This is a genomic window from Pseudomonas sp. Bc-h (assembly GCF_002080045.1).
Taxonomy (GTDB): domain Bacteria; phylum Pseudomonadota; class Gammaproteobacteria; order Pseudomonadales; family Pseudomonadaceae; genus Aquipseudomonas.
In genome coordinates, this window is record NZ_MUIN01000009.1 from 295,310 (window position 1) to 322,297 (window position 26,988).

Annotated in this window: 25 protein-coding genes and 1 tRNA gene; 15 read left to right on the forward strand and 11 right to left on the reverse strand. The window is 59.8% G+C overall.

Annotated features, from left to right (window positions below; translation table 11 throughout):
• The first annotated feature begins 18 nt into the window (after positions 1-18).
• Both BWR59_RS17940 and BWR59_RS17945 read left to right on the forward strand, forming a co-directional pair.
• Positions 19-1,596: an aldehyde dehydrogenase (NADP(+)) gene (locus tag BWR59_RS17940; protein ID WP_081566975.1), complete on the forward strand. Its 1,578-nt coding sequence runs from the start codon at positions 19-21 to the stop codon at positions 1,594-1,596.
• 146 nt (positions 1,597-1,742) lie between these two features.
• A complete protein-coding gene (locus BWR59_RS17945) occupies positions 1,743-2,312 on the forward strand; it encodes a PPC domain-containing DNA-binding protein (RefSeq protein WP_081566976.1) in 570 nt (189 codons plus the stop codon).
• A gap of 60 nt (positions 2,313-2,372) precedes the next feature.
• Here BWR59_RS17945 and BWR59_RS17950 read toward each other — a convergent pair whose 3' ends face one another.
• Both BWR59_RS17950 and BWR59_RS17955 read right to left on the reverse strand, forming a co-directional pair.
• The gene (locus BWR59_RS17950; RefSeq protein WP_081566977.1) at positions 2,373-3,332 is read right to left on the reverse strand and encodes a 3-hydroxyacyl-CoA dehydrogenase family protein; all 960 of its coding nucleotides are present in this window, start codon (positions 3,330-3,332) and stop codon (positions 2,373-2,375) included.
• A gap of 37 nt (positions 3,333-3,369) precedes the next feature.
• On the reverse strand, positions 3,370-4,722 hold the full coding sequence (locus tag BWR59_RS17955; protein ID WP_218191230.1) for an MFS transporter: 1,353 nt from the start codon (positions 4,720-4,722) through the stop codon (positions 3,370-3,372).
• Positions 4,723-4,935: 213 nt separating this feature from the next.
• Here BWR59_RS17955 and BWR59_RS17960 point away from each other — a divergent pair, with 213 nt between their 5' ends.
• Positions 4,936-5,565, forward strand: coding sequence for a histidine phosphatase family protein (locus tag BWR59_RS17960; protein ID WP_081566978.1), 630 nt, complete (start codon positions 4,936-4,938; stop codon positions 5,563-5,565).
• Between the two features lie 1,028 nt (positions 5,566-6,593).
• Here the strand turns inward: BWR59_RS17960 and BWR59_RS17975 are convergent.
• Complete coding sequence (locus BWR59_RS17975; protein WP_081566981.1) at positions 6,594-7,394, reverse strand: DeoR/GlpR family DNA-binding transcription regulator; 801 nt, start codon at positions 7,392-7,394, stop codon at positions 6,594-6,596.
• Between the two features lie 66 nt (positions 7,395-7,460).
• On the reverse strand, positions 7,461-8,351 hold the full coding sequence (locus BWR59_RS17980; RefSeq protein WP_081566982.1) for a pseudouridine synthase: 891 nt from the start codon (positions 8,349-8,351) through the stop codon (positions 7,461-7,463).
• Between the two features lie 474 nt (positions 8,352-8,825).
• On the opposite strand from BWR59_RS17980, the gene BWR59_RS17985 reads away from it, so the two are divergent.
• Complete coding sequence (locus tag BWR59_RS17985; RefSeq protein ID WP_081566983.1) at positions 8,826-9,092, forward strand: hypothetical protein; 267 nt, start codon at positions 8,826-8,828, stop codon at positions 9,090-9,092.
• A gap of 12 nt (positions 9,093-9,104) precedes the next feature.
• On the opposite strand, the gene BWR59_RS17990 is transcribed toward BWR59_RS17985, so the two are convergent.
• The 3 genes from BWR59_RS17990 to BWR59_RS18000 form a co-directional block, all read right to left on the reverse strand.
• Positions 9,105-9,341, reverse strand: a complete 237-nt coding sequence (locus BWR59_RS17990) for a glutaredoxin family protein (RefSeq protein WP_081566984.1) — start codon at positions 9,339-9,341, stop codon at positions 9,105-9,107.
• Between the two features lie 45 nt (positions 9,342-9,386).
• The gene (locus BWR59_RS17995) at positions 9,387-10,472 is read right to left on the reverse strand and encodes an acyltransferase (protein ID WP_081566985.1); all 1,086 of its coding nucleotides are present in this window, start codon (positions 10,470-10,472) and stop codon (positions 9,387-9,389) included.
• A gap of 136 nt (positions 10,473-10,608) precedes the next feature.
• Positions 10,609-11,817 (reverse strand): ammonium transporter, encoded by a 1,209-nt coding sequence (locus BWR59_RS18000; RefSeq protein WP_081566986.1) that lies wholly within the window; start codon positions 11,815-11,817, stop codon positions 10,609-10,611.
• 357 nt (positions 11,818-12,174) lie between these two features.
• Between BWR59_RS18000 and BWR59_RS18005 the strand changes: the two genes are divergently transcribed.
• From BWR59_RS18005 to BWR59_RS18040, 8 genes are all read left to right on the forward strand, one after another.
• The gene (locus BWR59_RS18005; RefSeq protein ID WP_081566987.1) at positions 12,175-12,489 is read left to right on the forward strand and encodes a YqjD family protein; all 315 of its coding nucleotides are present in this window, start codon (positions 12,175-12,177) and stop codon (positions 12,487-12,489) included.
• A 5-nt stretch (positions 12,490-12,494) separates the two neighbouring features.
• Positions 12,495-12,881: a phage holin family protein gene (locus BWR59_RS18010; RefSeq protein WP_081566988.1), complete on the forward strand. Its 387-nt coding sequence runs from the start codon at positions 12,495-12,497 to the stop codon at positions 12,879-12,881.
• On the forward strand, positions 12,878-13,216 hold the full coding sequence (locus BWR59_RS18015) for a hypothetical protein (RefSeq protein ID WP_081566989.1): 339 nt from the start codon (positions 12,878-12,880) through the stop codon (positions 13,214-13,216). The genes BWR59_RS18010 and BWR59_RS18015 overlap by 4 nt, the downstream gene beginning before the upstream one ends.
• Positions 13,217-13,339: 123 nt before the next feature.
• Positions 13,340-14,503 carry an EAL domain-containing protein gene (locus BWR59_RS18020; RefSeq protein WP_081566990.1) on the forward strand — a complete coding sequence of 388 codons (1,164 nt, stop codon included), beginning with the start codon at positions 13,340-13,342 and terminating at the stop codon, positions 14,501-14,503.
• A gap of 85 nt (positions 14,504-14,588) precedes the next feature.
• Positions 14,589-15,920, forward strand: a complete 1,332-nt coding sequence (locus BWR59_RS18025) for a deoxyguanosinetriphosphate triphosphohydrolase (RefSeq protein ID WP_081566991.1) — start codon at positions 14,589-14,591, stop codon at positions 15,918-15,920.
• Between the two features lie 280 nt (positions 15,921-16,200).
• Positions 16,201-16,599 (forward strand): response regulator, encoded by a 399-nt coding sequence (locus BWR59_RS18030; RefSeq protein ID WP_081566992.1) that lies wholly within the window; start codon positions 16,201-16,203, stop codon positions 16,597-16,599.
• 372 nt (positions 16,600-16,971) lie between these two features.
• Entirely contained in the window at positions 16,972-17,598 is a 627-nt protein-coding gene (locus BWR59_RS18035) for a response regulator transcription factor (RefSeq protein WP_081566993.1), read from the forward strand.
• A 131-nt stretch (positions 17,599-17,729) separates the two neighbouring features.
• Positions 17,730-21,239: a transporter substrate-binding domain-containing protein gene (locus BWR59_RS18040; protein WP_230982040.1), complete on the forward strand. Its 3,510-nt coding sequence runs from the start codon at positions 17,730-17,732 to the stop codon at positions 21,237-21,239.
• 73 nt (positions 21,240-21,312) lie between these two features.
• On the opposite strand, the gene BWR59_RS18045 is transcribed toward BWR59_RS18040, so the two are convergent.
• Positions 21,313-21,657 (reverse strand): YggL family protein, encoded by a 345-nt coding sequence (locus BWR59_RS18045; RefSeq protein WP_081566995.1) that lies wholly within the window; start codon positions 21,655-21,657, stop codon positions 21,313-21,315.
• A gap of 328 nt (positions 21,658-21,985) precedes the next feature.
• Between BWR59_RS18045 and dacB the strand changes: the two genes are divergently transcribed.
• Positions 21,986-23,452 carry a D-alanyl-D-alanine carboxypeptidase/D-alanyl-D-alanine-endopeptidase gene (gene dacB / locus BWR59_RS18050; protein WP_081566996.1) on the forward strand — a complete coding sequence of 489 codons (1,467 nt, stop codon included), beginning with the start codon at positions 21,986-21,988 and terminating at the stop codon, positions 23,450-23,452.
• 207 nt (positions 23,453-23,659) lie between these two features.
• Entirely contained in the window at positions 23,660-24,292 is a 633-nt protein-coding gene (locus BWR59_RS18055) for a hypothetical protein (RefSeq protein ID WP_081566997.1), read from the forward strand.
• Positions 24,293-24,351: 59 nt separating this feature from the next.
• On the opposite strand, the gene BWR59_RS18060 is transcribed toward BWR59_RS18055, so the two are convergent.
• The 3 genes from BWR59_RS18060 to BWR59_RS18070 all read right to left on the reverse strand — a co-directional run bounded on the left by BWR59_RS18060 (position 24,352) and on the right by BWR59_RS18070 (position 25,701).
• Positions 24,352-24,696 (reverse strand): hypothetical protein, encoded by a 345-nt coding sequence (locus tag BWR59_RS18060; RefSeq protein WP_081566998.1) that lies wholly within the window; start codon positions 24,694-24,696, stop codon positions 24,352-24,354.
• Between the two features lie 132 nt (positions 24,697-24,828).
• Positions 24,829-25,383 carry a DUF4174 domain-containing protein gene (locus tag BWR59_RS18065; protein ID WP_081566999.1) on the reverse strand — a complete coding sequence of 185 codons (555 nt, stop codon included), beginning with the start codon at positions 25,381-25,383 and terminating at the stop codon, positions 24,829-24,831.
• Positions 25,384-25,624: 241 nt separating this feature from the next.
• Positions 25,625-25,701 (reverse strand) — tRNA-Val (locus BWR59_RS18070).
• Between the two features lie 230 nt (positions 25,702-25,931).
• Between BWR59_RS18070 and BWR59_RS18075 the strand changes: the two genes are divergently transcribed.
• The gene (locus BWR59_RS18075) at positions 25,932-26,972 is read left to right on the forward strand and encodes a hypothetical protein (protein WP_143490865.1); all 1,041 of its coding nucleotides are present in this window, start codon (positions 25,932-25,934) and stop codon (positions 26,970-26,972) included.
• The last annotated feature ends 16 nt before the right edge of the window (positions 26,973-26,988 follow it).

Below are 26,988 nucleotides of genomic sequence, written 5' to 3' on the forward strand. Positions count from 1 at the left end.
GCCATTGAAGGAGTCGTTATGTTTGAAGTTTCCGGTCACAACTACATTGCAGGCGAACGTTCGGCCCACGGCGCGCAGACCTTGCACAGCCATGACGCAAGCACCGGTGAAGCATTGCCTTTCAGTTTTCACGGCGCCACACCGGAGGAGGTGAACGCTGCGGCTCAGGCAGCAGCCAGCGCTTACCCGGTATTGCGCAGCCTGCCTGCCGAACGCCGCGCGCAGTTCCTCGAGGCCATCGCCACCGAACTGGACGCGCTGGACGAGCGCTTCATCGCCCTGGTCTGCCGCGAAACCGCATTGCCGGCTGCACGCATTCAAGGCGAACGCGCTCGCACCAGTGGGCAGATGCGCCTGTTTGCCCAGACCCTGCGTCGCGGCGACTTCTACGGCGCCCGCATCGATCGAGCCCAACCCGAGCGCAAGCCATTACCGCGTACCGATCTGCGTCAATACCGCATCGGCCTGGGGCCGGTGGCGGTGTTCGGCGCCAGCAATTTCCCGCTGGCCTTCTCCACCGCCGGCGGCGACACCGCAGCCGCCCTCGCCGCCGGCTGCCCGGTGGTGTTCAAGGCTCACAGCGGGCACATGGCAACAGCCGACTACGTCGCCGACGCCATCGTGCGTGCCGCCGAAAAAACCGGCATGCCCAAGGGCGTGTTCAACATGCTGTATGGCAGCGTCGGGGAAGCGCTGGTCAAGCATCCGGCGATTCAGGCCGTGGGCTTCACCGGCTCGCTGCGTGGCGGTCGCGCACTGTGCGACATGGCCGCTGCACGGCCGCAGCCGATTCCGGTGTTCGCGGAAATGAGCAGCATCAACCCGGTGTTACTGATGCGCGACGCCCTGAAAGCACGAGGCGAGAAAATCGCCGCCGAGCTGACCGCCTCAGTGGTGCTCGGCGCCGGACAGTTCTGCACCAACCCCGGATTGGTGGTGGGCATTCGCTCGCCCGAATTCACCGCGTTCCAGCAGCGTTTTGCGCAACTCATGAACGAGCAGCCGGCGCAGACCATGCTCAACAGCGGCGCCTTGAAAAGCTACTGCCATGGCCTGGAAAACCTGGCGGCGCATCCGGGCCTGACCCGACTGGCGGGCGCCGAACAACAAGGCAATCAGGCACGCCCGCAACTGTTCAAGGCCGATGTCCGCCTGTTGCTGGAAGGCGATGAATTGCTCCAGGAAGAAGTGTTCGGCCCCACCACCATCCTCGTCGAAGCCGCTGACAGCAACGAACTGCTGCAGGCCTTGCACGGTTTGCGCGGTCAGCTCACGGCCACCCTGATCGTCGAAGAGACCGAGCTGGGAGATCTGGCCGAGGTGCTGGCTTTGCTTGAGCAAAAGGTCGGCCGGGTGCTGTTCAACGGCTACCCCACGGGCGTTGAAGTGTGCGAGGCCATGGTTCACGGCGGCCCGTATCCGGCGACTTCCGATGCGCGCGGTACGTCGGTCGGCACGCTGTCCATCGACCGTTTCCTGCGCCCGGTCTGCTACCAGAACTGCCCGGACGCCTTGCTGCCCGACGCCCTGAAAAATGCCAACCCGCTGAACATCGCGCGATTGGTGGACGGTGTCAGCAGTACTAGGCCGATCTAAGCCTCTCGCACAACCTGTGGGAGGCCGACCTCTCCCACAGAAACTCATCACTGATAAAAAACTGCGCGCCTGTTGCAAGACAGGCGCTGGATTCGTTCGCACTGAATGTCGCACCGCCCTTAAAAACAAAAAACAGAGGAAGCCCCATGCTCGTCCATTCACAACCGCAACAACGCCTCTCAAAACTGATGCTCGCAGTCACTGCCGCCGTGCTGTTCAACGCAGCCCCAACCCTGGCCAACGCCGAGACTTCAACTGCCACGGCGCCCGCCCCGATGCAATGCGCAACCGAATCCACACCGCGCTACAGCAAAACCCCGACCGGCTTTCTGATGGTCCTGCGCCAGGGCGATAACGCCTTCAAGGAACTGACCAAACTGGCCATTGCCGAGAAAATTCCCAGCGCGTCCATCAGCGGGATCGGCTTCGGCAACGTCAAATTCGGGTTCTGGAATAAAGACAAGAAAGACTTCGACGCCACGACATTCAGCAATGTGGAGATGGCCAGCATCACGGGTTCCGTGGCCTGGAAGAACGATCAACCGTCGATCCACATGCACGGCGTCGCCGGTGACGCGACCTTCCAGGCCTACGGCGGCCACATCCTCGACTTCGAAGTCACCACCGGCTCGATGGAAATCACCGTGATCGTCCACCCCAGACGCCTGGAGCGCGGTATCGATCCGTGCATTGGGGCGAATGTACTGGGGATCTGATCCCCAGGATGCAATAAAGCAAAAAGGCCTCGATCAACATCGAGGCCTTTTGCTGTCAGCTCAACTCACCAATCCGGGCGCTGGGCCAAGTTCTGCGCGCAGCTTGCTCAACGCCGCATATGCCTTGTCACGATACGCCAGCAACTCGGCGCGTTTTTCCGGATCGATGTCGAGGAAACCATGGCCTGACTTGAGCCCGAAGTTGCCGCCGTCCACCAGATCCTGCAGGGCTTTCGGCGCAGCCAGGCGCTCGCCATAGGTGCCCGCCAGGGTCTTGTAGGACGAGGCATACACATCGAGCCCGGCCATGTCGCCGATGGCGAACGGGCCGAACAATGCCAGGCGGAAACCGAAGGCATTACTCACCACCAGATCGACTTGCTCAGGTGTTGCCAGCCCCTCTTCCACCACCATCACGGCTTCTTTATAAAGCGCGAACTGCAAGCGGTTGGCGACGAAACCCGGGGTGTCCGCGACTCGCGCTGGAACCTTGCCCACCGCGCGAATCAACGCTTCGAGCGTGTCCACATGGGCAGGCAAAGTGTGCTCGCTGGCGATCAGCTCGACACTGGGAATGAACGGCGCCGGGTTCATCCAGTGCACCCCCATGAAACGCTCGGGATGGCTGACGAACTTCGCCAGTTCGCCAATCGGAATCGCCGAGGTGTTGGTACCAATGATGGTATCGGCCGCACACGCCGCCGAAACGCGGCTCAACACATCGCGCTTGATGTCCATCGACTCAGGCACGGCTTCGGTCACGTAATCCACGCCTTCCACAGCTTCTTCGATGGAACCGGCAGCCGTCAGATTGGCCGACAGCCTGGCGTGGGCATCCTCGGGAAACAGCCCGGCTTCGGCAAACGCCTTGGCCTGTTTCAGCAGACGCTCGAGGTTATCCTTGGCAACACTGGCTGACACATCGCCCAACACCACCTGTGCCCCACCCAGCGCCAACACCTGAGCAATGCCACCGCCCATGTAACCGGAACCGACAACAGCGACTTTCTTGATGGTCATACACTAACTCCCAGCTAAAAGATGAATGACGCGCCGATCAGAGGTGCTGATCGCTGCGGTCCTTGAGGGTGGAAAGGGCCAGCGCGGCAATCACACCGCCAGCGGCCAGATAGGCGGCGCCGGCGTAACCGGTGCCAAAGCTGACCAGCAGGAAGGAGGCGATCAGCGGTGCCGGCCCGCCCGCCACCAGCGATGACATCTGGTAACCGACACCCGCGCCGGTGTAGCGGACGTGCACCGGGAAGTGTTCGGAAATCAGCGACGCCTGCGCGCCGTATTGAATGGCGTGGGGTACCAGAGAAAGGGTGATCGCTATGAAGATCCAGGTCTCGTTACCCGAATTCAGGACCCAGAAATACGGGAACGCCATAAGGATCAACACCGCACAACCGAAGTAGTACATGTTCCGGCGCCCGACCCGGTCGGCGAGGTTGGAGAAGATCGGCAACAGGATCAGATCCAGTACCGCCGCTGCCAGGGTTGCGAGCAAGACAAAGGTGCGTGAGACATGAGCATTCTGTGTCGCGTAATCGAGAATGAATGCAGTGAAAATGTAGAACGGCATCTGCTCGGACATCCGCAGAAACGCCACTTTCACGATCTCGCGCCAGTGATGCTTGACCACGAACTTGAGCGGGCTTTTCTCGATCTGCTGGCTCTGTTTCTTGGCCGCGAACGACGGGGTTTCTTCGATAGCCAGGCGCACGAACAAACCGACCACTACCAGAATTCCCGAGAGCAGGAATGGAATGCGCCAGCCCCACTCAAGGAAGTGTTCACCCGTGAAATAACTCGAGCCCATCACCGCAGAGGTCGACAGAATCAGACCGATCGAAGTGCCCAGTTGAGGCCATGCACCGGCCGCTCCGCGCTTCTTCTGATCGCCCCACTCCAGCGACATCAACGCCGCCCCGCCCCATTCACCACCGACGCCGAAGCCTTGAATCAGCCGAAGCAGGATAAGGATCGCCGGCGCCCAGAGGCCGATGCTTTCATAGGTGGGCAAAAACCCGATCAGGAACGTTGCCAGGCCGGTCATCACCAGCGTCACGATGAGGGTGGTCTTGCGCCCCACCCGATCACCGTAGTGACCGAACACGGCTGCACCGATCGGGCGGATGGCGAAGGCAATGGCGAAGGAGGCGAACGACAGCATCAAGGAGACGAGGCGATCGTGAGTGGGAAAAAATAACAACGGAAACACCAACGCGGCCGTCGCCCCGTAGATGTAATACTCGTACCACTCGATGGTGGTTCCGATCAGACTGCCCACCGACGCGCGGCGTCGCTGCTTGAGCTGATGCGCAGTGGGTTGCGCGGCGGGTTGCGCTACCGGATCAACATCGGGTCTGGCCGAGCCGCCCGCCATGGTGCCGTCGAGTGTAGACATGAAGCAGCCTCCGTTATTTTTATTGGGGTAGGCAAAGCGGGCAGAACGACCTGAGCAGGCCGTCTGGCGTGCGCTCTGTCTTGAGCAACGCTGTTGGTCATGTGACTGTTTCTCATTATTTGTTATTTATTCACATTGTCAAGCAATGTGCGTTAATATTTCACATATGTACTGGCTTCTTTTCACAGCCTTTCTTCACGATCAGGATTCTTGATGGATACTCACAACCCGGCTGTTCCAACCCTGTATCTGATCCGCCATGGCGAGACCGACTGGAACGCCAGAAGGCTGCTGCAGGGTCGCCGCGACATTCCACTCAATGCGGTGGGCCAGGGCCAGGCAGTGGTTTCCGGCACCTGTTTGAAATGGCTGTTGCCCGACGCGACAACCGTCGACTTCATCGCCAGCCCGCTTGGCAGAACCCGCCAGACCATGGAAATCATTCGCCAGCAACTGGGCCTTGATGCAGCGGATTACCGCACTGACGAGCGTCTGGTGGAGATCAATTTTGGCGAGTGGGAAGGCCTTGACTGGCAACAGATCGCCGAGCGTCAACCCGAGCCTTACCAGGCACGGCAGGCCGACCCGCTGAACTTCATTCCCACCGACGGCGAGAACTACCCCCATGTGTTCGAGCGCGTCGGCAGCCTGCTGAACTCATTGCAACGCGATACGGTTTTGGTCGCCCACGCAGGGGTGCTGCGCAGTTGCCTTGCCCTGCTGACGGATGTGCCCGACACCGAAGTCCCACTGCTGGAGATTCCACAGGATCAGGTGCTGATGATCCGCGGCGCCCGCTTTGCCTGGATGCGTGTCAGCACGGCGGCGGATGGCCGTAGCTGACACGCAACGACTTCAGCAATCGCCCCGCAGCGGCGCCGGACACAGTGTTACGGCTGGCCATGATCCCTGTGGGAGACGCCGGAGGTCACGACGGCAGCGATGGCTTCATGTGCCAAGTCAGCGATTTTGAGGTTGAACCACCTGCCGCCTTCGCGACCCTCGTCACCTCGGGTTGCTCCCACAGGTTCTGTGTCTGACGCAGGATCGCGGACTCCTGCGACACNCGCGACCCTCGTCACCTCGGGTTGCTCCCACAGGTTCTGTGTCTGACGCAGGATCGCGGACTCCTGCGACACGTTCATTGCCCAGTGGTACGACGCAGTACCACGGCTGGTCATCATCCCTGTGGGAGACGCCGGAGGCCACGACGGCAGCGATGGCTTCATCTGCCAAGTCAGCAACTTTGAGGTTGAACCACCTGCCGCCTTCGCGACCCTCGTCACCTCGGGTTGCTCCCACAGGTTCTGTGTCTGACGCAGGATCGCGGACTCCTGCGACACGTTCATTGCCCAGTGGTACGACGCAGTATGTGTCTGACGCAGGATCGCGGACTCCTGCGACACGTTCATTGCCCAGTGGTACGACGCAGTATCACGGCTGGTCATCATCCCTGTGGGAGACGCCGGATGTCACGACGGCAGCGATGGCTTCATCTGCCAAGTCAGCGATTTTGAGGTTGAACCACCTGCCGCCTTCGCGACCCTCGTAACCTCGGGTTGCTCCCACAGGTTCTGTGTCTGACGCAGGATCGCGGACTCCTGCGACACGTTCATTGCCCAGTGGTACGACGCAGTATCACGGCTGGTCATCATCCCTGTGGGAGACGCCGGANGTGTCTGACGCAGGATCGCGGACTCCTGCGACACGTTCATTGCCCAGTGGTACGACGCAGTATCACGGCTGGTCATCATCCCTGTGGGAGACGCCGGAGGTCACGACGGCAGCGATGCTTCCTGTGCCAAGTCAGCGACTTTGAGGTTGAACCACCTGCCGCTTCGCGACCCTCGTCACCTCGGGTTGCTCCCGGGTCAGGCCAGGATCAGCTCAATGCCCGACCGGCGAATGCCTGCAGCGGAATCCGGGGGGAGCGCGTCATCGGAAATAATCGGATCGAAACGCTCAAGATCGGCGATGCGATACATCGCGAAGGTGCCGTACTTGGAGCTGGTGGCCATCAACACCACTTGCGAAGAACCCGCAATGGCGGCCTTCTTCACTTCGACCTTGGCCTCCGACGGTGTGGTGATCCCGCGTTGGAGGTCCCAGGAGCTGCTGGAGATGAAGGCAATGTCGGTGGCCAGATTGCGCAGGGTATCGGCGGCCAGGGTGCCGATGCCGGTGATGTTGTCGTGGTCGAGCAGCCCTCCGGTGTGAATCACTTTGACGTGCCTCGCTTCGGCGAATGCCATGACGATGCTGAAGTCGTTGGTGACCACGGTCATGCCGGCAAGCTCGACGATGTGCGGCACCAGACACAGCGTGGTAGTGCCCGCGTCGAGGTACACGACCATGCCCGGCTTGAGGTACTGCGCGGCGATCACCGCCATGCGCTGCTTCTGGCCCGACTCCAGAATCACCCGGTTGTTGTGGCTGGGCTCGCTGGTCACCTGACTGGCCAGACGCACACCGCCAGGCACCGAAAACACCAGCCCTTCCTGCTCGAGCGCGGCGATATCGCGACGCACCGTCATGTGTGAGCAATTGAAGATTTCGGTGAGCTGAACCACGCTCAGCGTCTGCTCGCGGCGCAACCTGCGAACGATCATCTCGCGACGCTGCGCAGGCATGATCGGCTGGCTTTCGGGTGGCGGGAGTAGATCTTCAGTCATGGTCGGTCTTGGCATAGTGATCGGGCGCCTAGGGTAGCGTAGAACACGATGTTCTTAGCAGGCCGCTCACCAATCAAGCTTGATCCGGCTTTCGAAAACCCGCTCCTGCCCCATCACCGGATCGACGAATCGCAACCCCTGCGCAAGAAGCTTCAGCGGTTTGTCGTAGTCATCCACCGCATCCTTGATCACTTCGGGATAGAACGGGTCGTTGTAGATCCCCGCCCCCAGCGCGGCCATGTGCACCCTTAACTGATGCTTTTTGCCGGTGACCGGGTACAGACCATAGCGCCACAGATCGCCATTGCGTTCACAGACTTCGATTCGGGTTTCGGTGTTGCTCTGCCCTTCCCCTTCCTGCATCCGAAAAAACGGCTCGCCATCCACCAGGCGGGTCTTGTGGACGCGCGGGAATTCCAGATCAGGCAGTGCGCGGGCAATGGCCTCGTAGCGTTTGTCGATCTGCCGGGTGGGGAACAGTGCCTGATACGCCGAGCGCGTTTGTTGGTTGGCCGAGAACAGCACCAGCCCGGCAGTGTGGCGGTCGATGCGGTGCAGCGGCACCAGATGCGGGTTGTCCAGGGTGCGAATCAGGCGCCGCAGCAGCGTCTGCTCGACATATTCCCCGGCAGGCGTGACGGGCAAAAAGTGCGGTTTGTCCGCCACCACCAGATGCTCGTCGGCGTAGAGAATGGTTTCCTGCACCGGGATCGGCGTCTCGTTGAGCACTTCACGGAAATAGTGAATGCGCAGTCCTTCGCGATACCCAAGATCCATTGCAATGGGCTGTCCGTCAGCGTCCAGCACCCGGCCTCGATTGATGCGATCAAGCCACTGTTCGCGGCTGATGGCACTGAAGCGTTCGCACAGGCAATCGAGCACCGTCAGCCAAGGGCCTGGCGGCAGGTAAAGGGTGCTCGCCTGGCTGTGGGCGGGTGTGAAGACGGATTCGGACATGAGCAACTCAGAAGCGATGGCGGGTTCGACAATCGCGGCATTATCGCCCAGCCTCGGCGCCTTAAGCGAGCGATGGCGGCACCCTGCATTTCTTGTCTTCCACAGGCGCGTTACAGAGCAGCACAACCCCGCGTGACGATTTGTCGCAGCCTCAACCGCTACCAGTTGTCAGACATCTACATGACAGCGGTAGATGCTGAAATTGATTTGTTCTAAAATGTTTCGAAATCGGCAAGCAGGCGCGAACCCGAACGATCACGAACTTTTTCGTGAGCGACATCGAAAACGCCTGCCAGACCTGAACTCATAAAAAGAAAGCCCGTCCTCGACGGGCTTTTTTCGTTTTCAGCGTTTGTAACGGCGCGTCACGCGCCCCTACGCCGGACTTTAAACGTCGGCACTGAAGACTCCAGACACGCGGTTGTCTTGCACTGCCCACGACAGATTTTCTATTTCAAACTTTGAGGTTTCGCCATGCTCGGTCAACTGTTTCAATGGATCAAACGCGTCTCTACCGGTACCACCGCCGAGAGCGAAGAAAGCTACTCGCAGTCGTTCAATGACGAAGATCGCGATGTCGGCCGCTGGACCTTCATGTCGGTGTTCATCGTCTTCACCCTGAGCCTGTATGTGGTTGCCGGCCTTGGCTACTACGCCAAGGTTCACGTCTGGGACGGCATGAGCGAAGCGCAGAAAGAAGCCGTGGCCAAGGCCATGGTCGTGGACACCCAGTACCTGTAAGGTCCGGGCAATCTAAAGCAGAAACGTCACCACCTGCCCGGTGTCGAACGGCCAGTCCAGTTCGGCGCCGGTGTCAGTGCGCCGCAGCACAGGAATCCGCAGGCCATAGGCTTCATTCATGGCTTCGCTTTCAGCGATATCGATCAATTCCACCAGCAATCCATGCTCGACCAAGGGCATCAGCTCGGCCTCCGCGACTTCGCACAAATGACAACCCAGGGTGCCGAACAATTGGCATTCCGGCGGCATGACTTGGCCCTCTGATGGCAGGATTCGACAGAACGAATCGCCAGTTTAGGCCCGCCCTCGAATACCGTCGAGCCTGAAGCGCCGCCTGGAAAAATCATTCGAGCGATCAAGCACCGGCTTCTCGAAACAGCGATAACCTACCCAGCCGTAACACAGCACCGCCGCCATCATCAGTGCCGCGAACAGCGCGTTGTCCAGCAGCGAGTCAGGCTGTGCGCCGAGCATTTGCCAGACGCGGCCGATCACGCCCAGCACCAGCAGGTGCGACAGATACACGGTGTAGGACATGTCCCCGACCGCTACGAGAAACGCCGGAATCTGAATGTGCCGACGTCGCTCCAGCAGCGCCAGCCCAAGAATCAGCGTGCCGAACACTGCCGCCACCGCGCACATTCGCACCATCCCCTGCTCATCGAACAGGCGGTAGTAGCCGATCAGACCGATCCCGGGCAACAGGGCGACAATCAGGGCCACGGCGATCAAACGCGTTGGAATCCGCGCGCTGTGGCGGCTGTAAAACAGCAGCGCCAATGCCACGCCGACAATGAACTCCAGCGCGTAGGGATGCAGCATGATCTTCAGCGCCGAGTTGTAATCCTGCCAGTCCTGCAGGCTGTTGAAGACCACCAGAATCAGCGCCCAGCCGGTGAGAAATGCGGGAAGCCAGCGCTCGCGAAAACACATCAGGCCTGTGAACACCAGGTAGAACCACAGCTCGAACAGCAGCGACCAGGCCACCATCACCAGCAGCACCTTGTCATTGGGCAACAACAGAAACGACATCAGCAGATTGGACGAACCATGGGCGCTGTTGACCATGCCCGGTTGCACGAGCACCACCGCCAGTGTCAGGAAGTAATACAGCCAGTACGTGGGATAAATCCGTGACACACGGTTGAACAGAAAGCGCTTCGATTCGGCGATTTTCTGAAAGCGTCCGCGACTGACGATCACCATCACAAAGCCGCTGATGATGAAAAACAGGTCGACGCCCAGCTGAAAGAAATCCAGCAGCGGCGGCAACAGAATGTCGCCGCCCGAATACTTGTGCTCAACGGCGGTCATGTGGAACAGGACCACGCCCAGCACCGCCACGCCCCTCAAGCCCTGAAGGGAATAAATACGTTCCATCGACGACTCCTACTGCGGACCGCGATCCATTACGGAGCGCGGTATTCAGGAATGTCGAGGGTGTGCAACCGACCGACTTGTACCGGCCATGCCCACCCGCTCGCGGGTAAGCATAGCCAAGCGGCCACATTGCGCCTCAGTCGTGGCTGACGGCGCCGATCTTGTGAATCGACAGGTCTGCGCCGTAATACTCCTGCTCCTGACTCAAGCGCAGGCCCAGGCACAACTTGATCACGCCATACACCAGAAAGCCTCCCGCCAGCGCGACGAGTACGCCCAGCGCGCTGCCGATCAACTGGCTGATCAGGCTGACCCCGCCGATCCCACCCCAAGCGGTCTGGCCGAAAATGCCGCAGGCAATCCCGCCCCACACGCCGCACAGACCGTGCAATGGCCAGACGCCGAGCACGTCGTCGATCTTCCAGCGCACCTGCGCGGCCGTGAAGCACCAGACGAACAACGCACCGGCAATAATGCCGGTCACCAACGCGCCAACCGGGTGCATAAGGTCCGAGCCCGCGCACACCGCCACCAGCCCCGCCAGGGGGCCGTTGTGCAAAAAGCCTGGGTCGTTGCGGCCGACCAGCAACGCCGCGACCGTACCGCCGACCATCGCCATCAACGAGTTCACCGCCACCAGCCCGCTGACGCCGTCCAGCGTCTGTGCGCTCATGACGTTGAAGCCGAACCAGCCGACAATGAGAATCCACGAACCCAACGCCAGAAACGGAATGCTCGACGGCGGATAGGCCACCAGCTTTCCGTCGCGATAACGGCCATTGCGCGGGCCAAGCAGGGTCACGGCCGCCAGCGCCAGCCAGCCGCCCATGGCGTGCACCACCACCGACCCGGCGAAATCATGAAAGCTGGCGCCAAAGCTTTTCTGCAACCAGGCCTGCAAGCCGAAATTACCGTTCCACACCATGCCCTCGAAGAATGGATAGACGAAGGCGACGATCAGTACCGTGGCGCACAGCTGAGGTGCGAAACGTGCGCGCTCTGCGATGCCGCCGGAAATGATCGCCGGGATCGCGGCGGCGAAGGTCAATAGAAAGAAGAACTTCACCAGCCCGTAGCCGTGATCGTTGGCAATCACGGCGGCAGGCTGGAGGAAATTCACGCCGTAGGAAATCCAGTAGCCGATGAAAAAATAGGCCAGGGTCGAGACCGCGAAATCGCTGAGGATTTTCGACAACGCGTTGACCTGGTTCTTCTGCCGGACGGTGCCGACTTCCAGAAAGGCGAAACCGGCGTGCATGGCCAGGACCATGACCGCGCCGATCAGGATGAACAGGGTATTGGAGCTGTGGATCAGGGTGTCCACCGCACTTTGCACATTTTCCATCGAGAGGCAGGCCTGCAAGTGATGAAAAGCACCAAAGCAGGACAAGCCCTCTGTCTCTCCTCGCAAAAAGCACCAATTCGGCGCAAAGCGAAGCCGGTGCGACCCGCTTTGGCGCACAGCGGCAGACAGAAAAATTGAACGCCTGGGCGTTTTTCTCGGTTTTAGGGTTTCAGATCAAGGTTTCGGCCCGTTCGCCGGAACGCGCGCTCTGCATTGGAGCGCGCCGCCTCCCTGGCGCACCACCACATAGCAAAAGCTGTACCAGCCGCATGGCAGACAAGTTGCGCCCAATTGGAATGAACCTTCGGTAATGAGCCATACTCGAAATCCCATATTGCCACCCCAACGGAGAACACCATGGCTCGCCCAACAGCAGAGAAAGCCCAGGACATTTTGATGGCAGACTTCCAGACACTGGTTGCCGACACGGAAAAACTGCTGGCGCATACGGCATCTCTGGCCGGTGATCAGGCTGATGAACTGCGCGATCAGATCAACGAAAGCCTGTTGCGCGCCCGTGAGACCCTGGCCATCGCCGAAGCCACATTGCGCGAGCGCAGCAGGGAAGCGGTGGTCGCCACCGAAGAATACGTGCAGAACAACCCATGGCAGTCGGTGGGCATCGCGGCTGGAGTGGGCTTTCTCCTCGGTTTGCTGGCTACAAGGCGCTGATCGATATGACGCTGGGAACAGGTCCATCCGAGACCCATAACACCTCTTCACCTCGCCGCCTCGGCGCAGCGTTTCTGGGTCTGCTGCACAGCCATGTCGAGCTGTTCGGCATCGAGTTGCAGGAACAGAAAGCGCGTACCGTCAGCCTGCTGCTGTTCGCGGGCCTGGCCCTGGTGTTTGCGCTGCTGTTGCTCATCGGTCTGTCGGCGTTGCTGCTGATTCTGGTGTGGGACAGCTATCGACTGACCGGCATCATCGGGCTTTGCGCGTTCTATACACTCGCGGCGCTGTTCTGCGCGCTGCGTCTGAAGTCGGCGATCTTCGATGAGTCCTCACCCTTCCACTCGACGCTGGAAGAGCTGGCCAACGACCGCGAGCGACTGATGCCATGAGCGAAATCAAACTGCCTCAGACCCACAATCGTCGTGAACTGCGCAAGGCGCTGATCCGGCTGCGCATGGAAATGCACCGCCAGGAGATTCGTCACGAATCTGCGCAACTGATGCGTCCCCTACACCGCATGCGCGGCATGGCTCACGATCTGCCCGGCTCGCTGGGCATCAAGCACGGGCCGTTGTGGGGCGTCGGGATCGTTTCGCTGCTCGGCTTTCTCACTGGCAAGGGCGCCCGGAGCAAACGCACCGGCCGCGTCACCAACCTGATCAAGCTCAGTGCCAGCGTCATGCCGATCATCAGACTCATCCTTCAAGGGTCCCGACGCCCCTGAGATGGCCATTTGGCTGCATTCTTGCAAACAAACCTGACCCGCGCCTTTGTCCAATGGTTCACATTGGGCAGAGGCGCTGTTTTTTGTCCGAATGACAATCCCAATAACCCATGAGGAGGCCATGTGATCGATGGGCAACCGCTAGCCTGCTTTCAGCCGTTCATCGATACCGCCACGGGCCGCATCGCCGGAGTAGAAGCATTGGGGCGCCTGCGTCAGGAAGACGGCCGCCTGCAATCGGTCGGCCCTCTTTTCGCAGATCCCAGAAGGCCCGCTGCCGAACTGCGTCGTCTTGATCGCCTGATCCGCGACAATGCCCTTGGCCGCTTGCATGAAGTGCCGGGCGACTGGTTTCTGAGCCTGAATATTTCCCCGCGCTGGATCAGCCGTCTGCGTCCAGACCAGCCGCTGCCCAGCCTCAAGCAACTGCAACGTCACGGCATTGCTGCCCAACGCATCGTGTTTGAAATCACCGAACTGGGTGGCGACAGCCAACGCCTGAGCGATGTCGTGGCCCGTTATCGTGAGGCCGGTGCGCGCATTGCCATCGATGATTTCGGCGCCGGGTATTCGCAACTCGACCGCGTGCTGGCGCTGCAACCGGACATCCTCAAGCTTGATATGCGTCTGTTCCAGGCCGCCGCCCGAGGGGGGCCGAGCAGCGATGTGGTCAAGGCGCTGGCACAGATGGCCGAGAAGACCGGCTGCTGGATCATTGCCGAAGGCGTGGAGACCGAGGCCGAGCTGCATTTTGCCCTCGAGTGCGGCTCGCGTTATGTGCAGGGTTTTCTCTTCGCTCAGGCCGAGATGGAATTCTTCGCGGCGGATGCGTTTGTCGAACGTTTCGCCGAATTGCGCGATCGTTACGTCATGCAGAAAGTCGTCGAGCGCGAACGGTTGATGAACCTGCGCAAACAACTGAGCCGACTGATGACGCGATTGCAGGCCTGGGCCGAAGGCGCAGCGCCGCTGAGCGATCTGCCGGACGTGGGCGAATACCCATGGCTTTTGCGCTTCTACCAGTGCGACCGCCACGGCACGCAGCTCACGCCCAATCTTGAATGGCGCAACGCCGCCTGGACCGCCGACACCCGCTACCTGGGCCACAACTGGTCCTGGCGCCCGTACTTCTATCATCTGCTGGCCGAGGGTTGGCATGAGCGGCGTCTGACCCTGTCCAACACCTACCGCGATGCCACCAGCAACCAGTACTGCCTGACTGCCGGGCAGTTTTTCGACAACGGCCAACGTCTGCTGCTGATCGACGTCGACGCCGCCGGGTTCTGATTCGTCCCGCCCTGCCATCTTCCGCTTGCAGGCCGATTGCCGAACCGGGAAGCTAGGCCGGTAATCACTCGATGGAGTACCGGCCTTGGATTGGCAAACCCTGCTCACCCGCGAGCGCCTTGGCAAAACCCTGCACAGCCCTGAAGAACTGGGGCGCAGCCCGTTCCATAAGGACCATGACCGGATCATCTTTTCCGGTGCCTTCCGCCGTCTTGGGCGCAAGACCCAGGTGCATCCGGTGACCAGCAACGATCACATTCATACCCGTCTTACGCACTCGCTTGAAGTCAGTTGCGTCGGCCGGTCGTTAGGCATGCGCGTAGGCGAAACCCTGCGCAGTGCCCTGCCCGACTGGTGCGAACCCAGCGATCTGGGGATGGTCGTGCAATCGGCTTGCCTGGCTCACGACATCGGCAATCCGCCGTTCGGTCACTCTGGCGAAGACGCCATCCGCAATTGGTTCAAGCAGGCCGCGGGCCGTGGCTGGCTCGATGGAATGAGCGAAGTGGAGCGTAACGATTTCCTCAATTTCGAAGGCAATGCTCAGGGCTTTCGCGTGCTCACGCAGCTGGAATATCACCAGTTCGAAGGTGGCACGCGGCTGACCTATGCCACCCTGGGCACCTATCTCAAATACCCCTGGACCGCGCGTCATGCGGACTCCCTGGGCTACAAGAAGCACAAGTTCGGCTGCTACCAGAGCGAACTGCCGATCCTTGAGCAGATAGCCGGGAAACTCGGGCTGCCACAGCTCGAAGACCAACGCTGGGCGCGGCACCCTCTGGTGTACCTGATGGAAGCGGCCGATGACATCTGCTACGCGCTGATCGACCTTGAAGACGGCCTGGAAATGGAGCTGCTCAGCTACCCGGAAGTCGAATCACTGCTACTGGGGCTGGTCGGCGATGATTTGCCGGAAACCTATCGTCAGCTCGGGCCCAACGACTCGCGACGCCGAAAACTGGCGATTCTGCGCGGCAAGGCCATCGAACACCTGACCAACGCCGCTGCCCGTGCCTTCGTCGAACAACAGGATGCGTTGCTCGCGGGTACGCTGGAGGGGGACCTGGTCGAACACATGCACGGGCCGGCCAAACGCTGTGTGCTCAGCGCCAAGGACATGGCGCGCAAGAAGATCTTTCAGGACAAGCGCAAGACCCTGCACGAGATCGGCGCCTACACCACCCTGGAAATCCTCCTGAACGCTTTCTGTGGCGCGGCACTGGAGCAGTTCGGTGGGCATACGCCATCGTTCAAGAGCCGACGCATTCTCGATCTGCTGGGCAATAACGCTCCCGATCCGAACTGGCCGTTGCACACCTCGTTCCTGCGGGTGATCGACTTCATCGCGGGCATGACCGACAGCTACGCCAGTGAGATGGCGCGGGAAATGACCGGTCGCTCCAGCGCCGTCTAGACAAGTCGAAAGCCATTGAAAGCCCGAACTCCTTCAAGATTTCGGGCTTTTCTTTTCATTGACCCAGGAAAAGAAAACACGATCTTCGGAAACTTCCTACACACAGATCGGAAACAACCTATCGCCGCCCTCAGACCCCTGCCGAATAATCCGCCAGCCGCACCCCCATGGATGTTTATTCCCGGCGCACGCTGCGCCCTACCCTGCACCTGATTCTGTCGAGTGTTCCGCCTCGTGCACGCACCCGAACAGTGGTCTATCGCTCTGTCTGGAACCCCTGATGCTCAAACACGACCTTCGAATTCTGCTGGTGGAGGATCACCCGTTTCAGCTCATCGCCCTGCAGATCCTGCTCAACAATCATGAACTGTATCGGTTGACGCCGGCTCTAAATGCGAGTGAAGCGCTTGCGGCGCTGGAGCGCAGCGCCGAACCCTACGATCTGCTGCTGTGCGACCAGCGCCTGCCTGACATGGAAGGCATCGACCTGATCGAACTCGCCAGTCGCCGCAAGCTGATCCGCCATGCCGTGCTGCTCAGTGGCGTGGACTCGTGCCATCTGCTGGATCTAGACCGCCTGGCCCGGGAAAGAGGCCTTCCATTACTGGGCTGCCTGAACAAGCCATTGAATACACTGGAGCTCTTTCGTCTTATTTCATCGGGCATCAGTGACCTCTGAGATTCACAGTTCATCTCAATGCCACTTGCGTTGCCTTGCTTCAAACAACGATGGGTTTTTCAATTGCCTAAAATCCCGGCCGGTATGCCTGTTGCCGAAACATCAAAGGTCTGGATATGTAGTCAGCGCCCGACCATAACGTAGGACCATTCCCAATCGAAATAAACAGGTTCGTCCTGATAACTTTTTTAGCACTGCACCGCCTCGACTTTTTTAAACATTTATGAGCGACATGAGCATAAACGTGCGCCGATACGCTAATTCATGTAGGAACTTTCCTATATATAGCCGTCGCCCCCTTCTGTTCATGTGCGCCTTTGAACATCTGCGATAAGGTGCGCGCTTTCTTTGCCGCCTGTTATGGATTGAATTATGAACTCAGTTTTTATCATCGACGATCATCCAGTCATTCGTCTGGCCATCCGGATGCTGCTGGAAAACGAAAATTACGAGATCGTTGGCGAAACCGATAACGGCGTGGACGCAATGCAGATGGTTCGCGAATGCATGCCGGACCTGATCATCCTCGACATCAGCATCCCCAAGCTTGACGGGCTCGAGGTGCTTGCCCGCTTCAACGCCATGAACCTGCCATCCAAGATTCTCGTACTGACCGCGCAGGCACCCAGCCTGTTCGCAATACGCTGCATGCAATCGGGCGCCGCCGGTTATGTGTGCAAACAGGAAGACCTCAGCGAACTTGTCAGTTCGGTCAAAGCCGTATTATCCGGCTACAATTACTTTCCAAGTCAGGCACTCGGCGCAGCCACAGGCCAAGGCGGCGATCCCAACGAACTCGAGCGTTTCAAACTGGTCAATGACCGCGAACTGATGGTGTTGCAATTATTTGCCCAAGGGCGGACAAACAAGGAAATTGCCAAGGGTATGTTTCTCAGCAACAAGACCGTGAGCACTTACAAGACCCGGTTGATGCAGAAACTCAAGGCCAAGACTCTGGTAGAACTTATCGAGATGGCAAAACGCAATTCGTTAGTGTGAGAGACAGGATGCCGAAGGGGTTAAGGGACTATTGGATTGCGTCTGTACTATTTTGCCTGTGCATCACAGTTCAGGCTCAATCCGCCGCCGCAGAACGCTTTACCCTGCTAAGCCGCTCCAGCCCGGCGCACATGGACGTCACGCTGGATCGGACGCAATGGCAGTGGGTGCGCAACAAACGTGAACTGATTTTGGGCACCTCCGCCCCGGACTATCCGCCATTCGACATGACCCTCACCGGGCATGACTACGAAGGCTTCACGGCGGACTATGCGGGGATCCTGGGCCGCTCTCTGGACCTGCCAGTCAGGGTTCTGCGGTACGAAAGCCGTGACGAGGCCATCGATGCCCTCATCAAAGGCGAGATCGACCTGCTCGGCAGCGCCAACGGCTACGAGGCCTCATCGAAGGACATCAAGCTGTCACTGCCCTACGCAGCGGACCAGCCGGTACTGGTGACCAGAACCGGAGAAACCCGATCCCTCACCGAGGGCCTCAACGGTCTGCGCTTGAGCATGGCCTATCACTACCTGCCTCCCGACGACATCGAGGCGTTGTACCCCAAGGCTCGCCTGCAGACCTTTCCATCGTTTCAGAGCGCGATCAATGCAGTGGCCTTCAATCAGGCTGATGTGTTTCTGGGTGACGCCATTTCCACCCACTACGTGATCAGCAAGGGCTATCTCAACAATATTCAGATGGCCAACTTCGGCAAGCACGAGACCAACGGTTTCAGCTTTGCGCTACGGGCAGAAAATACCGAACTGCTGGATATCGTCAATCTGGTCCTCAAGGGTATTTCCATCGAGGAGCGCATCGCAGTCTCCAAGCGCTGGGGCGCCGGCACTGACCTGCTGCTCACCGACCAGAAGTTGCAGCTGACCCAACGCGAAGAGCGCTGGATCGCCCAGCACCCCGTCGTCCGGGTGGTCGTCAACGACGCCTACAGCCCTTTGACGTTTTTTGATGCCAGCGGGAATTTCCGCGGCATCACTGCCGACCTGCTGGACCTCATAAGGCTGCGCACCGGATTGCGCTTCGAGGTCAGCCATGCCGCCAGCATGAACGACATGATGAATCGGCTCGAGCAGGGTCAGGCGGACCTGATCGGTGCCATGGCGTCCAGCGACGAGCGCGAGAATCGATTCAACTTCAGCCGGCCATACATGGATAACGCGTTCGTGCTGGTGACCCGCAAAGAACTTTCAGGACCAGCCAATCTCGACCAGCTGGCTGGCAAGCGTATCGCCCTGACCCTCGGTAGCCCGGTATTGCCTTACCTGCGGCAGACTTACCCGACCATCTACCCGGTTGAGGTCGACAACCCTGCTCAGGCACTGGACATGCTTGCCCACGGTCGTGTGGAAGGTGCGATCACCTCGTTGTTCAGCGCCAGTTATTTCCTGTCCTCCCGGGCCCAGCACGATGCGCTGCAAATGCGCGTGACGGTGGGTCAGGAGCCTGCACGTATCGCCATGGCGACCTCGCGCAACGCCACCGAGTTGAGCGCGATCATCGACAAGGCCCTGTCGAGCATCGCGCCGGAAGACCTCGCCGTGATCAACAATCGCTGGCGCACCTACATCCCCACTGGCGCGGGCACCTGGCAGGACCATCAGTTACTGGTCTACCAGATCATCAGCGGCGCGGGCCTGCTGCTGCTCGGTTCACTGGCGTGGAACGCGTGGATGCGACGGCAGATCAAGCAACGTGAACGCGCGGAGAGAGCGCTCAGTGATCAGTTCGAGTTCATGAGCGCGCTGGTCAATGGCACCCCGCACCCGATCTACGTCCGCGACCGTGCCGGTCTGCTGCAGATGTGCAACGACAGTTACCTCACCGCGTTTTGTGCCAGACGTGACGACGTGATCGGCAAAAGTTTTCTCGAAGGCCCCCTGAGCGACATGCAGGAAGCCCGGCAGTACGTTGCCGACTATCAGCAGGTCATGGCCGACAACAAGCCGCTGATCCTCGATCGCGCCCTGCACATCGGCGACCGTGCGCTGACCATTTACCACTGGATCCTGCCGTTTCGGGACTCACTCGGTAAGGTCCAAGGCATCATCGGCGGCTGGATCGACATCAGCGAGCGCCGCCAGTTAATCGAGGAACTGCAAACTGCCAAACAACAGGCCGACGATGCCAACCGGGCGAAAAGCACCTTCCTGGCCACCATGAGCCATGAAATCAGAACGCCGATGAACGCGGTCATCGGCATGCTGGAGCTGGCGCTCATGCGCGCCGATCAAGGCCAGCTTGATCGTGCCGCCATCGAGGTCGCTTACAGCTCGGCCAAGGACCTGCTGGAACTGATCGGCGACATTCTGGACATCGCCCGCATAGAGTCGGGACGCCTGACCCTCAGCCCCGAACGGGCTAATCTGCGCCAGCTCGTCGAGTCCGTGGTCAGAGTGTTCGACGGTCTGGCTCGCCAGAAGAGCCTGGCCCTGCACCTCGACCTGGACAGCCGCATCAATATCGACGTGCTGATCGACCCGCTGCGGTTCAAGCAGATTCTCTCCAACCTGATCAGCAACGCTATCAAGTTCACTCAGCAAGGGCAGGTTCGCATCAGCCTGCACGCAGAGGATTCGGTCACCGAGCAACAGATGCGCCTGGAAGTCATTGTTCAGGACACCGGCATCGGTATTGCCGAAGAAGATCAGCAGCGCCTGTTCGCACCCTTCGCTCAGGCCGATAACAGCGGGCAACTGGCAAGAACGGGGGCGGGGCTGGGGCTGGTGATCTTCCGCAGCCTGTGCGAAATGATGGGCGGCACGCTGACGCTGGACAGCCAGCAGGGCCACGGTACACGGGTGCAGATGGTCTTTGACCTGATGACCCTGGACCCCTTGGCGAACACCCCCGCCACCCGAGACAGCAATGATCACAGTGCCGCGACGCTCGACATCCTCGTCGTCGACGACCATCCCGCAAACCGACTGCTGCTGTGTCAGCAGCTGGAGTATCTGGGGCATCGCTGCGCGGTGGCCGAACACGGCGCTCAAGGGCTGGAGCACTGGCTGGCGCAGCACTTCGACCTTGTCATCGTCGACTGCAACATGCCCGTCATGAATGGCTACGAGCTGACCCGAGCGATACGCACCCATGAGCAGGAACAGGGTCAGGCACCGTGCATTGTCCTGGGCTTCACTGCCAACGCACAGCCAGAAGAAGAACAACGCTGCCGCGAGGCCGGTATGGACGACTGCCTGTTCAAGCCCATCAGCCTGACTGCGCTCAATGAGCGGCTCTCCCGAGTCGGCGTCCTCGCGCCCAATGCAGACCGAACGACAGCGCCCCCTCCCTTCGACATGGGCAGCATCAAGGCGTTGACAGGTGACAGACCGGAAATGATCCAGCACCTGATCAGTCAGCTGATCAGCAGTTGTCAGGATGATGCCAGGGAACTGGCCGAGGTGGGTTCGCGGGGAGACAGGCAAGCCATTCGCGACGTTGCCCACAAGATCAAGGGCGCAGCGCGGATCATCAGCGCCAGCGAGGTCATCGAGTCATGCGACAAGCTTGAACATGCCTGTGAAGGCGTCGAGGCGGATGCGGGGATTGCCGTGCAGGCTCAGGCATTGGCACGTGCCATGGCGGTGCTCGAGAAAGAGCTGATGAAGCATCGGCGACCTTAGCGTCCAGGGCGGCTGTAAAGCAAAAAGGGAAGCAGGCTTGACGCCAGCTTCCCTTTTTTCAACTCAACGGCACTCAGGCAGTCGGGTTGATCGGCTTTTCCGGGTACCAGGCATCCAGCAGAGCGCTGACTTCAACCTTGGTCAGCTCACTGCGAGCCTTCAACCAGCTTTCAACGGTAGCGCGCTGCTCTTCGGTAACCGAACCACGATCGGCCAGGCACACCAGACCGTAGTCATCACCGCCGACGTAGTCCAGACCGTTGGCATCCATGGCTTCTTCCAGGAATGCGTCGAGGAAAGCGTCAATCGCCGCGTCGTCCAGGTCTTCCTTGAACTCCAGGTTCAACTCGAAGCCCAGCTCCTGGAATTCATCCACGCACAGTTTTTTGCGCAGACGGCGGGAACGGTTAGTCGCCATGAAAACAATCCTCAAAAGTAAATATCGGGCGGCACTTTACCAGCTTGGCGGCCCAAAAGCCCGAAAACCGCACCACCAGCCGACGACGCAGCGCAGAAAATCGCGTTTTGACGTGACAATCCGGCGGCATTTGAAAAAATAGCGGGGTTTGACGGCCCCACCCCGGCGCAAGTCACGAATGCTTGGGGCATAATGCCGCTTTATCAGGGCCAGGCATCCGGCCCGCTGGGCGGGATTTCATTCTGCGCCTACGCTCTTTTCAGTTCATGTCATGAGGGAATTCATCCCCTCCTTTTTCTCCCCTCTATTTGCAGTAGGGTTTTATTGAATGATCAAGTCTTTGCGTCCGCTGTTCCTTGCCACCCTGCTTCTGCCGCTTTCACTGTCTGTCTCCGCTGCTCCGATCAACACCGCATTGCCGCCCAAGGTCCAGGAAGCGATCAAGGCGAGCAAGCTCGATAGCAACGCGCTGTCGCTGGTGATGCTGCCCCTTACCGGCCCGGGCACCCCGACCGTCTTCAACGCCGACGTCTCCGTCAACCCGGCTTCGACCATGAAGCTGGTGACCACTTACGCGGCCCTTGAAATGCTCGGCCCGACCCACCAGTGGAAAACCGAGTTCTACACCGACGGCACCCTGAGCAATGGCGTGTTGCGTGGCAACCTCTACCTCAAGGGTGGCGGCGATCCGAAACTGAACATGGAAAAACTCTGGCTGTTGATGCGCGACCTGCGCGCCAATGGCGTCACCCAGGTCACGGGCGATCTGGTGCTGGACCGCAGTCACTTCATCCAGCCTCAGTTGCCCGTGTTCGATGACGATGGCAACGACAAGAACAAACCGTTTCTGGTTCGCCCCGACTCGCTGATGGTCAACCTCAAGGCCCTGCGCTTCGTGACCCGCAACGATGGCGGCAAGATCCTGGTGTCCGTCGAGCCGCCGATTGCTGCCATTCATATCAACAATCAGGTCAAGGCACTGTCCTCGAACAAATGCACGGGCGACGTTCTGTACAATCCGGTCCCGGACGCCGATGGCGGCATCACCGTGACGGTGTCGGGCCAACTGGGCGATGGCTGCAACTCGCAGACTTACCTGTCACTGCTCGATCACCCGACCTACACCGCCGGCGCAGTGCGCGCGATCTGGCAGGAACTGGGCGGCACGATTCTGGGCAAGGACCGTCTGGACGTGGTTCCGGGCAGCGCCAAGCTGCTGGCGAAAGCCTACTCGCCGGACCTTGCGGAAATCATCCGTGACATCAACAAATTCAGTAACAACACCATGGCTCAACAATTGTTCCTGAGCCTGGGTTCGGAGTTCCGCAACGAAGCCGATGGCGACGATGCAAAAGCCGCGCAGCGAGTGATCCGTCAGTGGCTGGCCAAGAAAGGCATTACCGCGCCGCATCTGGTGATGGAAAACGGCTCCGGCCTGTCCCGCGCCGAACGCGTCAGCGCCCGGGAAATGGCGCAGATGCTTCAGGCCGCCTGGAACAGCCCGTATCAGGCCGAGTTCATGAGTTCGCTGCCGCTGGCGGGCATGGACGGCACCATGCGCAAGCGTCTGAAACGCACCGCGCTGCGAGGCGAGGCACACATCAAGACCGGCACCTTGAACACCGTGCGTGCCATCGCAGGGTTCAGCCGCGACAGCAACGGCAACACCTGGGTGGTGGTGGCAATCCTCAACGACCCACGTCCATGGGGCGCCTCGTCGATCCTCGACGAAGTGCTGGTGAACATGTTCAACCAGCCAAAGCTTGCGAATACCACCATTTCCTTGCAGCAGTAATAGTCCGTCAAGCGCGCTGTCGCTCAATGCGGCAGCGCGCAGTACCTCGTCTCAACCCTTCTTGCGCCCAAGGCTGATCGCTGTCTATCAATCGCCGTCATCGGTTTCACCTCGCAGCGCCCCCGATTCTGACACAGACGTCATGAATGCTCAGCCAGCTCAACGCTATGCTCTGGGTTCGAACGACCACACAGGACCGTGACACCAATGAAAACCACAACAGGCAAGCGACTGCGTGACACCCTGCTGATTTCCAGCCTGCTCGCGTCGGCACTGATGATCGCGGGCCCGTCCCAAGCAGACGATGCCAAGCCGATGCGCGTGCGCGGCGCGATCACCTCCGTCGAAGGCGATCTGCTAAAGGTTCACAGCAACCGTGGCGAAGACCTGCAGGTGAAGCTCACCAAAGACACTCAGGTACGTGGCGTGACCCTGGCTCAGGTGTCCGAAATCAAGCCGGGCAGCTACATCGGTTCGGCTACTGTTCCCCAGGCAGACGGCACACTCAAGGCGCTGGAAGTTCACGTGTTCCCACCTGAAATGGCCGGCACCGGCGACGGCCATCGCGCGTTCGATCTGGGCAAGGACAGCACCATGACCAATGGCTCGGTGGGCGATCTGGTGACCACGAACGGTCGCTCGATCACCGTGAACTATAAAGGCGGTCAGAAAACGATCGTCATCCCGGACGATGTTCCCATCGTCAATTTGGTACCCGGTGACCGCAGCCTGCTCAAGCCGGGTGTGAAAGTGGTATTGCAGGCGCAGAAAGCCGACGACGGTGCGCTGAACGCCATGTCGATCTCAGCGGGAGAGAATGGCGTGACACCGCCGATGTAGGAAGTCTGGCTGCATGTGGGAGCGAACCTGTTCGGTCCCACACGTTTGGCGCCTGAAGATTACAAGCAGGTCGCCAGCACTGCGCCACGCTGGTCGACGACCTTGGCGCCCGGCTTGGCATAGAAGTTGATCGTGGTGGAAGCGCCCTTGCCCAGCACATCGGCGAAGTATTCGCCTTCGGTGGTATAGACGGTAAATTCGCCGGGCTTGCCCTGATCCATGAACGTGTCGGCGACATCACCGAACAACTGCACATTGGCCCACGTCACCTTGATGCACTCAGCCACCGCCGCCGCCGGTTTCTGGCTGGTGTAAACCTGCGCAGGCCCGCCCGAACGCGTCTGATTCAAACTCATGCATCCCGCCAGCATCGCCAGCGCTACAGCTCCCGCCCAGTGTTTCATGACAGTCCTTTCGATAAAAAAGGAGCGATATTAGCAGCAAGGCCAAGGGAAGCCCTACCCTCACGACGCCAACCGCCCGCCGAGGCTGTGCAGTCGACGCCCGTCGAGATAGCAGAGATCGTTCAATCAGAATCAATCATCGGGCTGGGTCGGCGGCGCAGCCGGAGCGCTCTTGCCTGCCTTGCCCGCCTTGCCACCGGCTGCCGACTTGGGCTCTGCTGCTGGCGCGACCGGTGCCGGGGCCGCCGCTTCCTTCTCGGCCATCGGCATCTGGTCGATGGTGTCGAAAATTTCCTTGGGCTCGATACGGCCCTTGTGGTCGATCTTGGTCTCGCCGTCCTTGCCTACCAGAATCACCTGCGCCTGATCGCCGGGCCGCGCACCAAGCTTCAGATCACGGATCAGCGACATGGTCGACTGCGCGTCCATGTCTTTGCCATTGCGCTGGCCGATCATGTTGACGACGGTATAAAGAACCATGTTGCGCTTGGCGAAGGCTTCCTTGTTGGCGGGCTCATCAAGGCTTTTCTTCAGGCTCACCAGTGTCGGGTCCACCGAACTCGAGGCAATGATGATCAACGGACGAGACCTGCCACGCTCCTGGCCCAGTGGGGTATCACTGTCGGCCGCCAGCAAGGGGCTGGACACGGCAAACAGAATGGCAAGGGTCAGTGACCGACTTAACATACACACCTCCTTTCGATATCCATGCACTGATGATCGCGCATCGTGGCAAAAGGTCCAGCCGATAGCTTGAAAAATCAGGATTTTTTTCAGGAGGATGCGAGCGAAAATGTGGCAGACAGCCCGCAGAGGACCGGCATGGTTGAGTCGAGGCATTCAGGCCGGACGAAAATCGCAGACAACAAAAAAGGGCGAATCTTCCGATTCGCCCTTTTCGTGACCGCCCAGCAGAGCGGATTTTGTTTGGTAGGCGCGATTGGACTCGAACCAACGACCCCCACCATGTCAAGGTGGTGCTCTAACCAACTGAGCTACGTGCCTGCTGTGGGTCGGCATTTTACGGATATTCGAATATGTGTCAACGTCTTTTTTCGCACTAACCCTATGAATATGCGAATTTTTTGCAGATTGCACAGCCCACCCTCACGACACTCGGGATCCCAGCATCATCGGGTCGCAGGTTTTCGCCGCCTATACTGAAAAAACCGCTGGCCGTGCCCTGCGCATCGGCAACGCAACGAATGCCCTCGAACACTCAAGGGACTGCCATCGTGAACATGCGCGCCCTGATCATTCCTGTACTGGCGATGCTCGCAGGTTGCGCGTCCGCCCCCAAACCCGCGCCAGCCCCGGTGCACATTTCGCCCCAGACCTGGCATCAGGTGGATCAGGAAATCCTCGCCGCCTCGAAAACCGCGACTGCGCCTGCGCGGCACTACGCGACGCAAACCATGGACAGCTGGATGGACAGCGTCTACAAGCGCACCGAATCGGACTTCATTCCCTGGTTCACGGGTTACTGGACACAGCAATGGCTGACGATGAAAGTCAGCTGGTACAAAGTCAGCAGGAGCAAGGGTGAGCCAAGCGCCGCGCAACGTCTGGACGATTATCTGCAGGAGCAGTATCACGAACGGGTTCTGGACCCAGTCTCCGAGGAGATCGATCCCGAAGCCGTCACCGCCCAGGCAACGGCCTATTACATCCAGTTGCTCGGCCAGCAATTGCCGCCCATTGCCCAGCGCTACAACATCCCGGACGAGCAGTTCGCCGCCCATCTCAATGCGATACCGGCGATATCCCTCTCCCCACCACTGACCAGCGCCGCATCTCTCTACCAACTGGTCAAGGCCGAACCGCTGACGAAGATGCCTGCCTACGTCGCATTGATCGATCAGATTCACAAGGTCGCCACCGGCCCCGAGGCCGGACGACCGGATGCCGGTATATCCTCGGTGGCGATTCATTCCAGCGAAAAACTCGAGGCCAGCCTCGCCCCTCGAGGCGCGGCCAGCGCGGTGGCTGCCGTGGTGGGGAGAGTCGCGGGGCTGATGATCTCCGTTGGCACCATCGGCATTGGCGCCATTGCCCATCAGAGCCAGCGCGCGGAGATGGAGGAGCAAATGCGCAACAGCCTCTACTCAGCTCTCAACGAAAAGAAACGCAGTTTGATCGATAACCCTGACTTTGGCGTGTTGGCCGGCGTTTATTACCTGGCAGATCAGATTGAAGGCAGCCTGGGCGATGCGCCGCTGATGCCTTCATTGCTGGATGACGTAAAAACAGGTACCCCGCCACCGCCTCCACCCTGATAAAGGACTGTAGGCT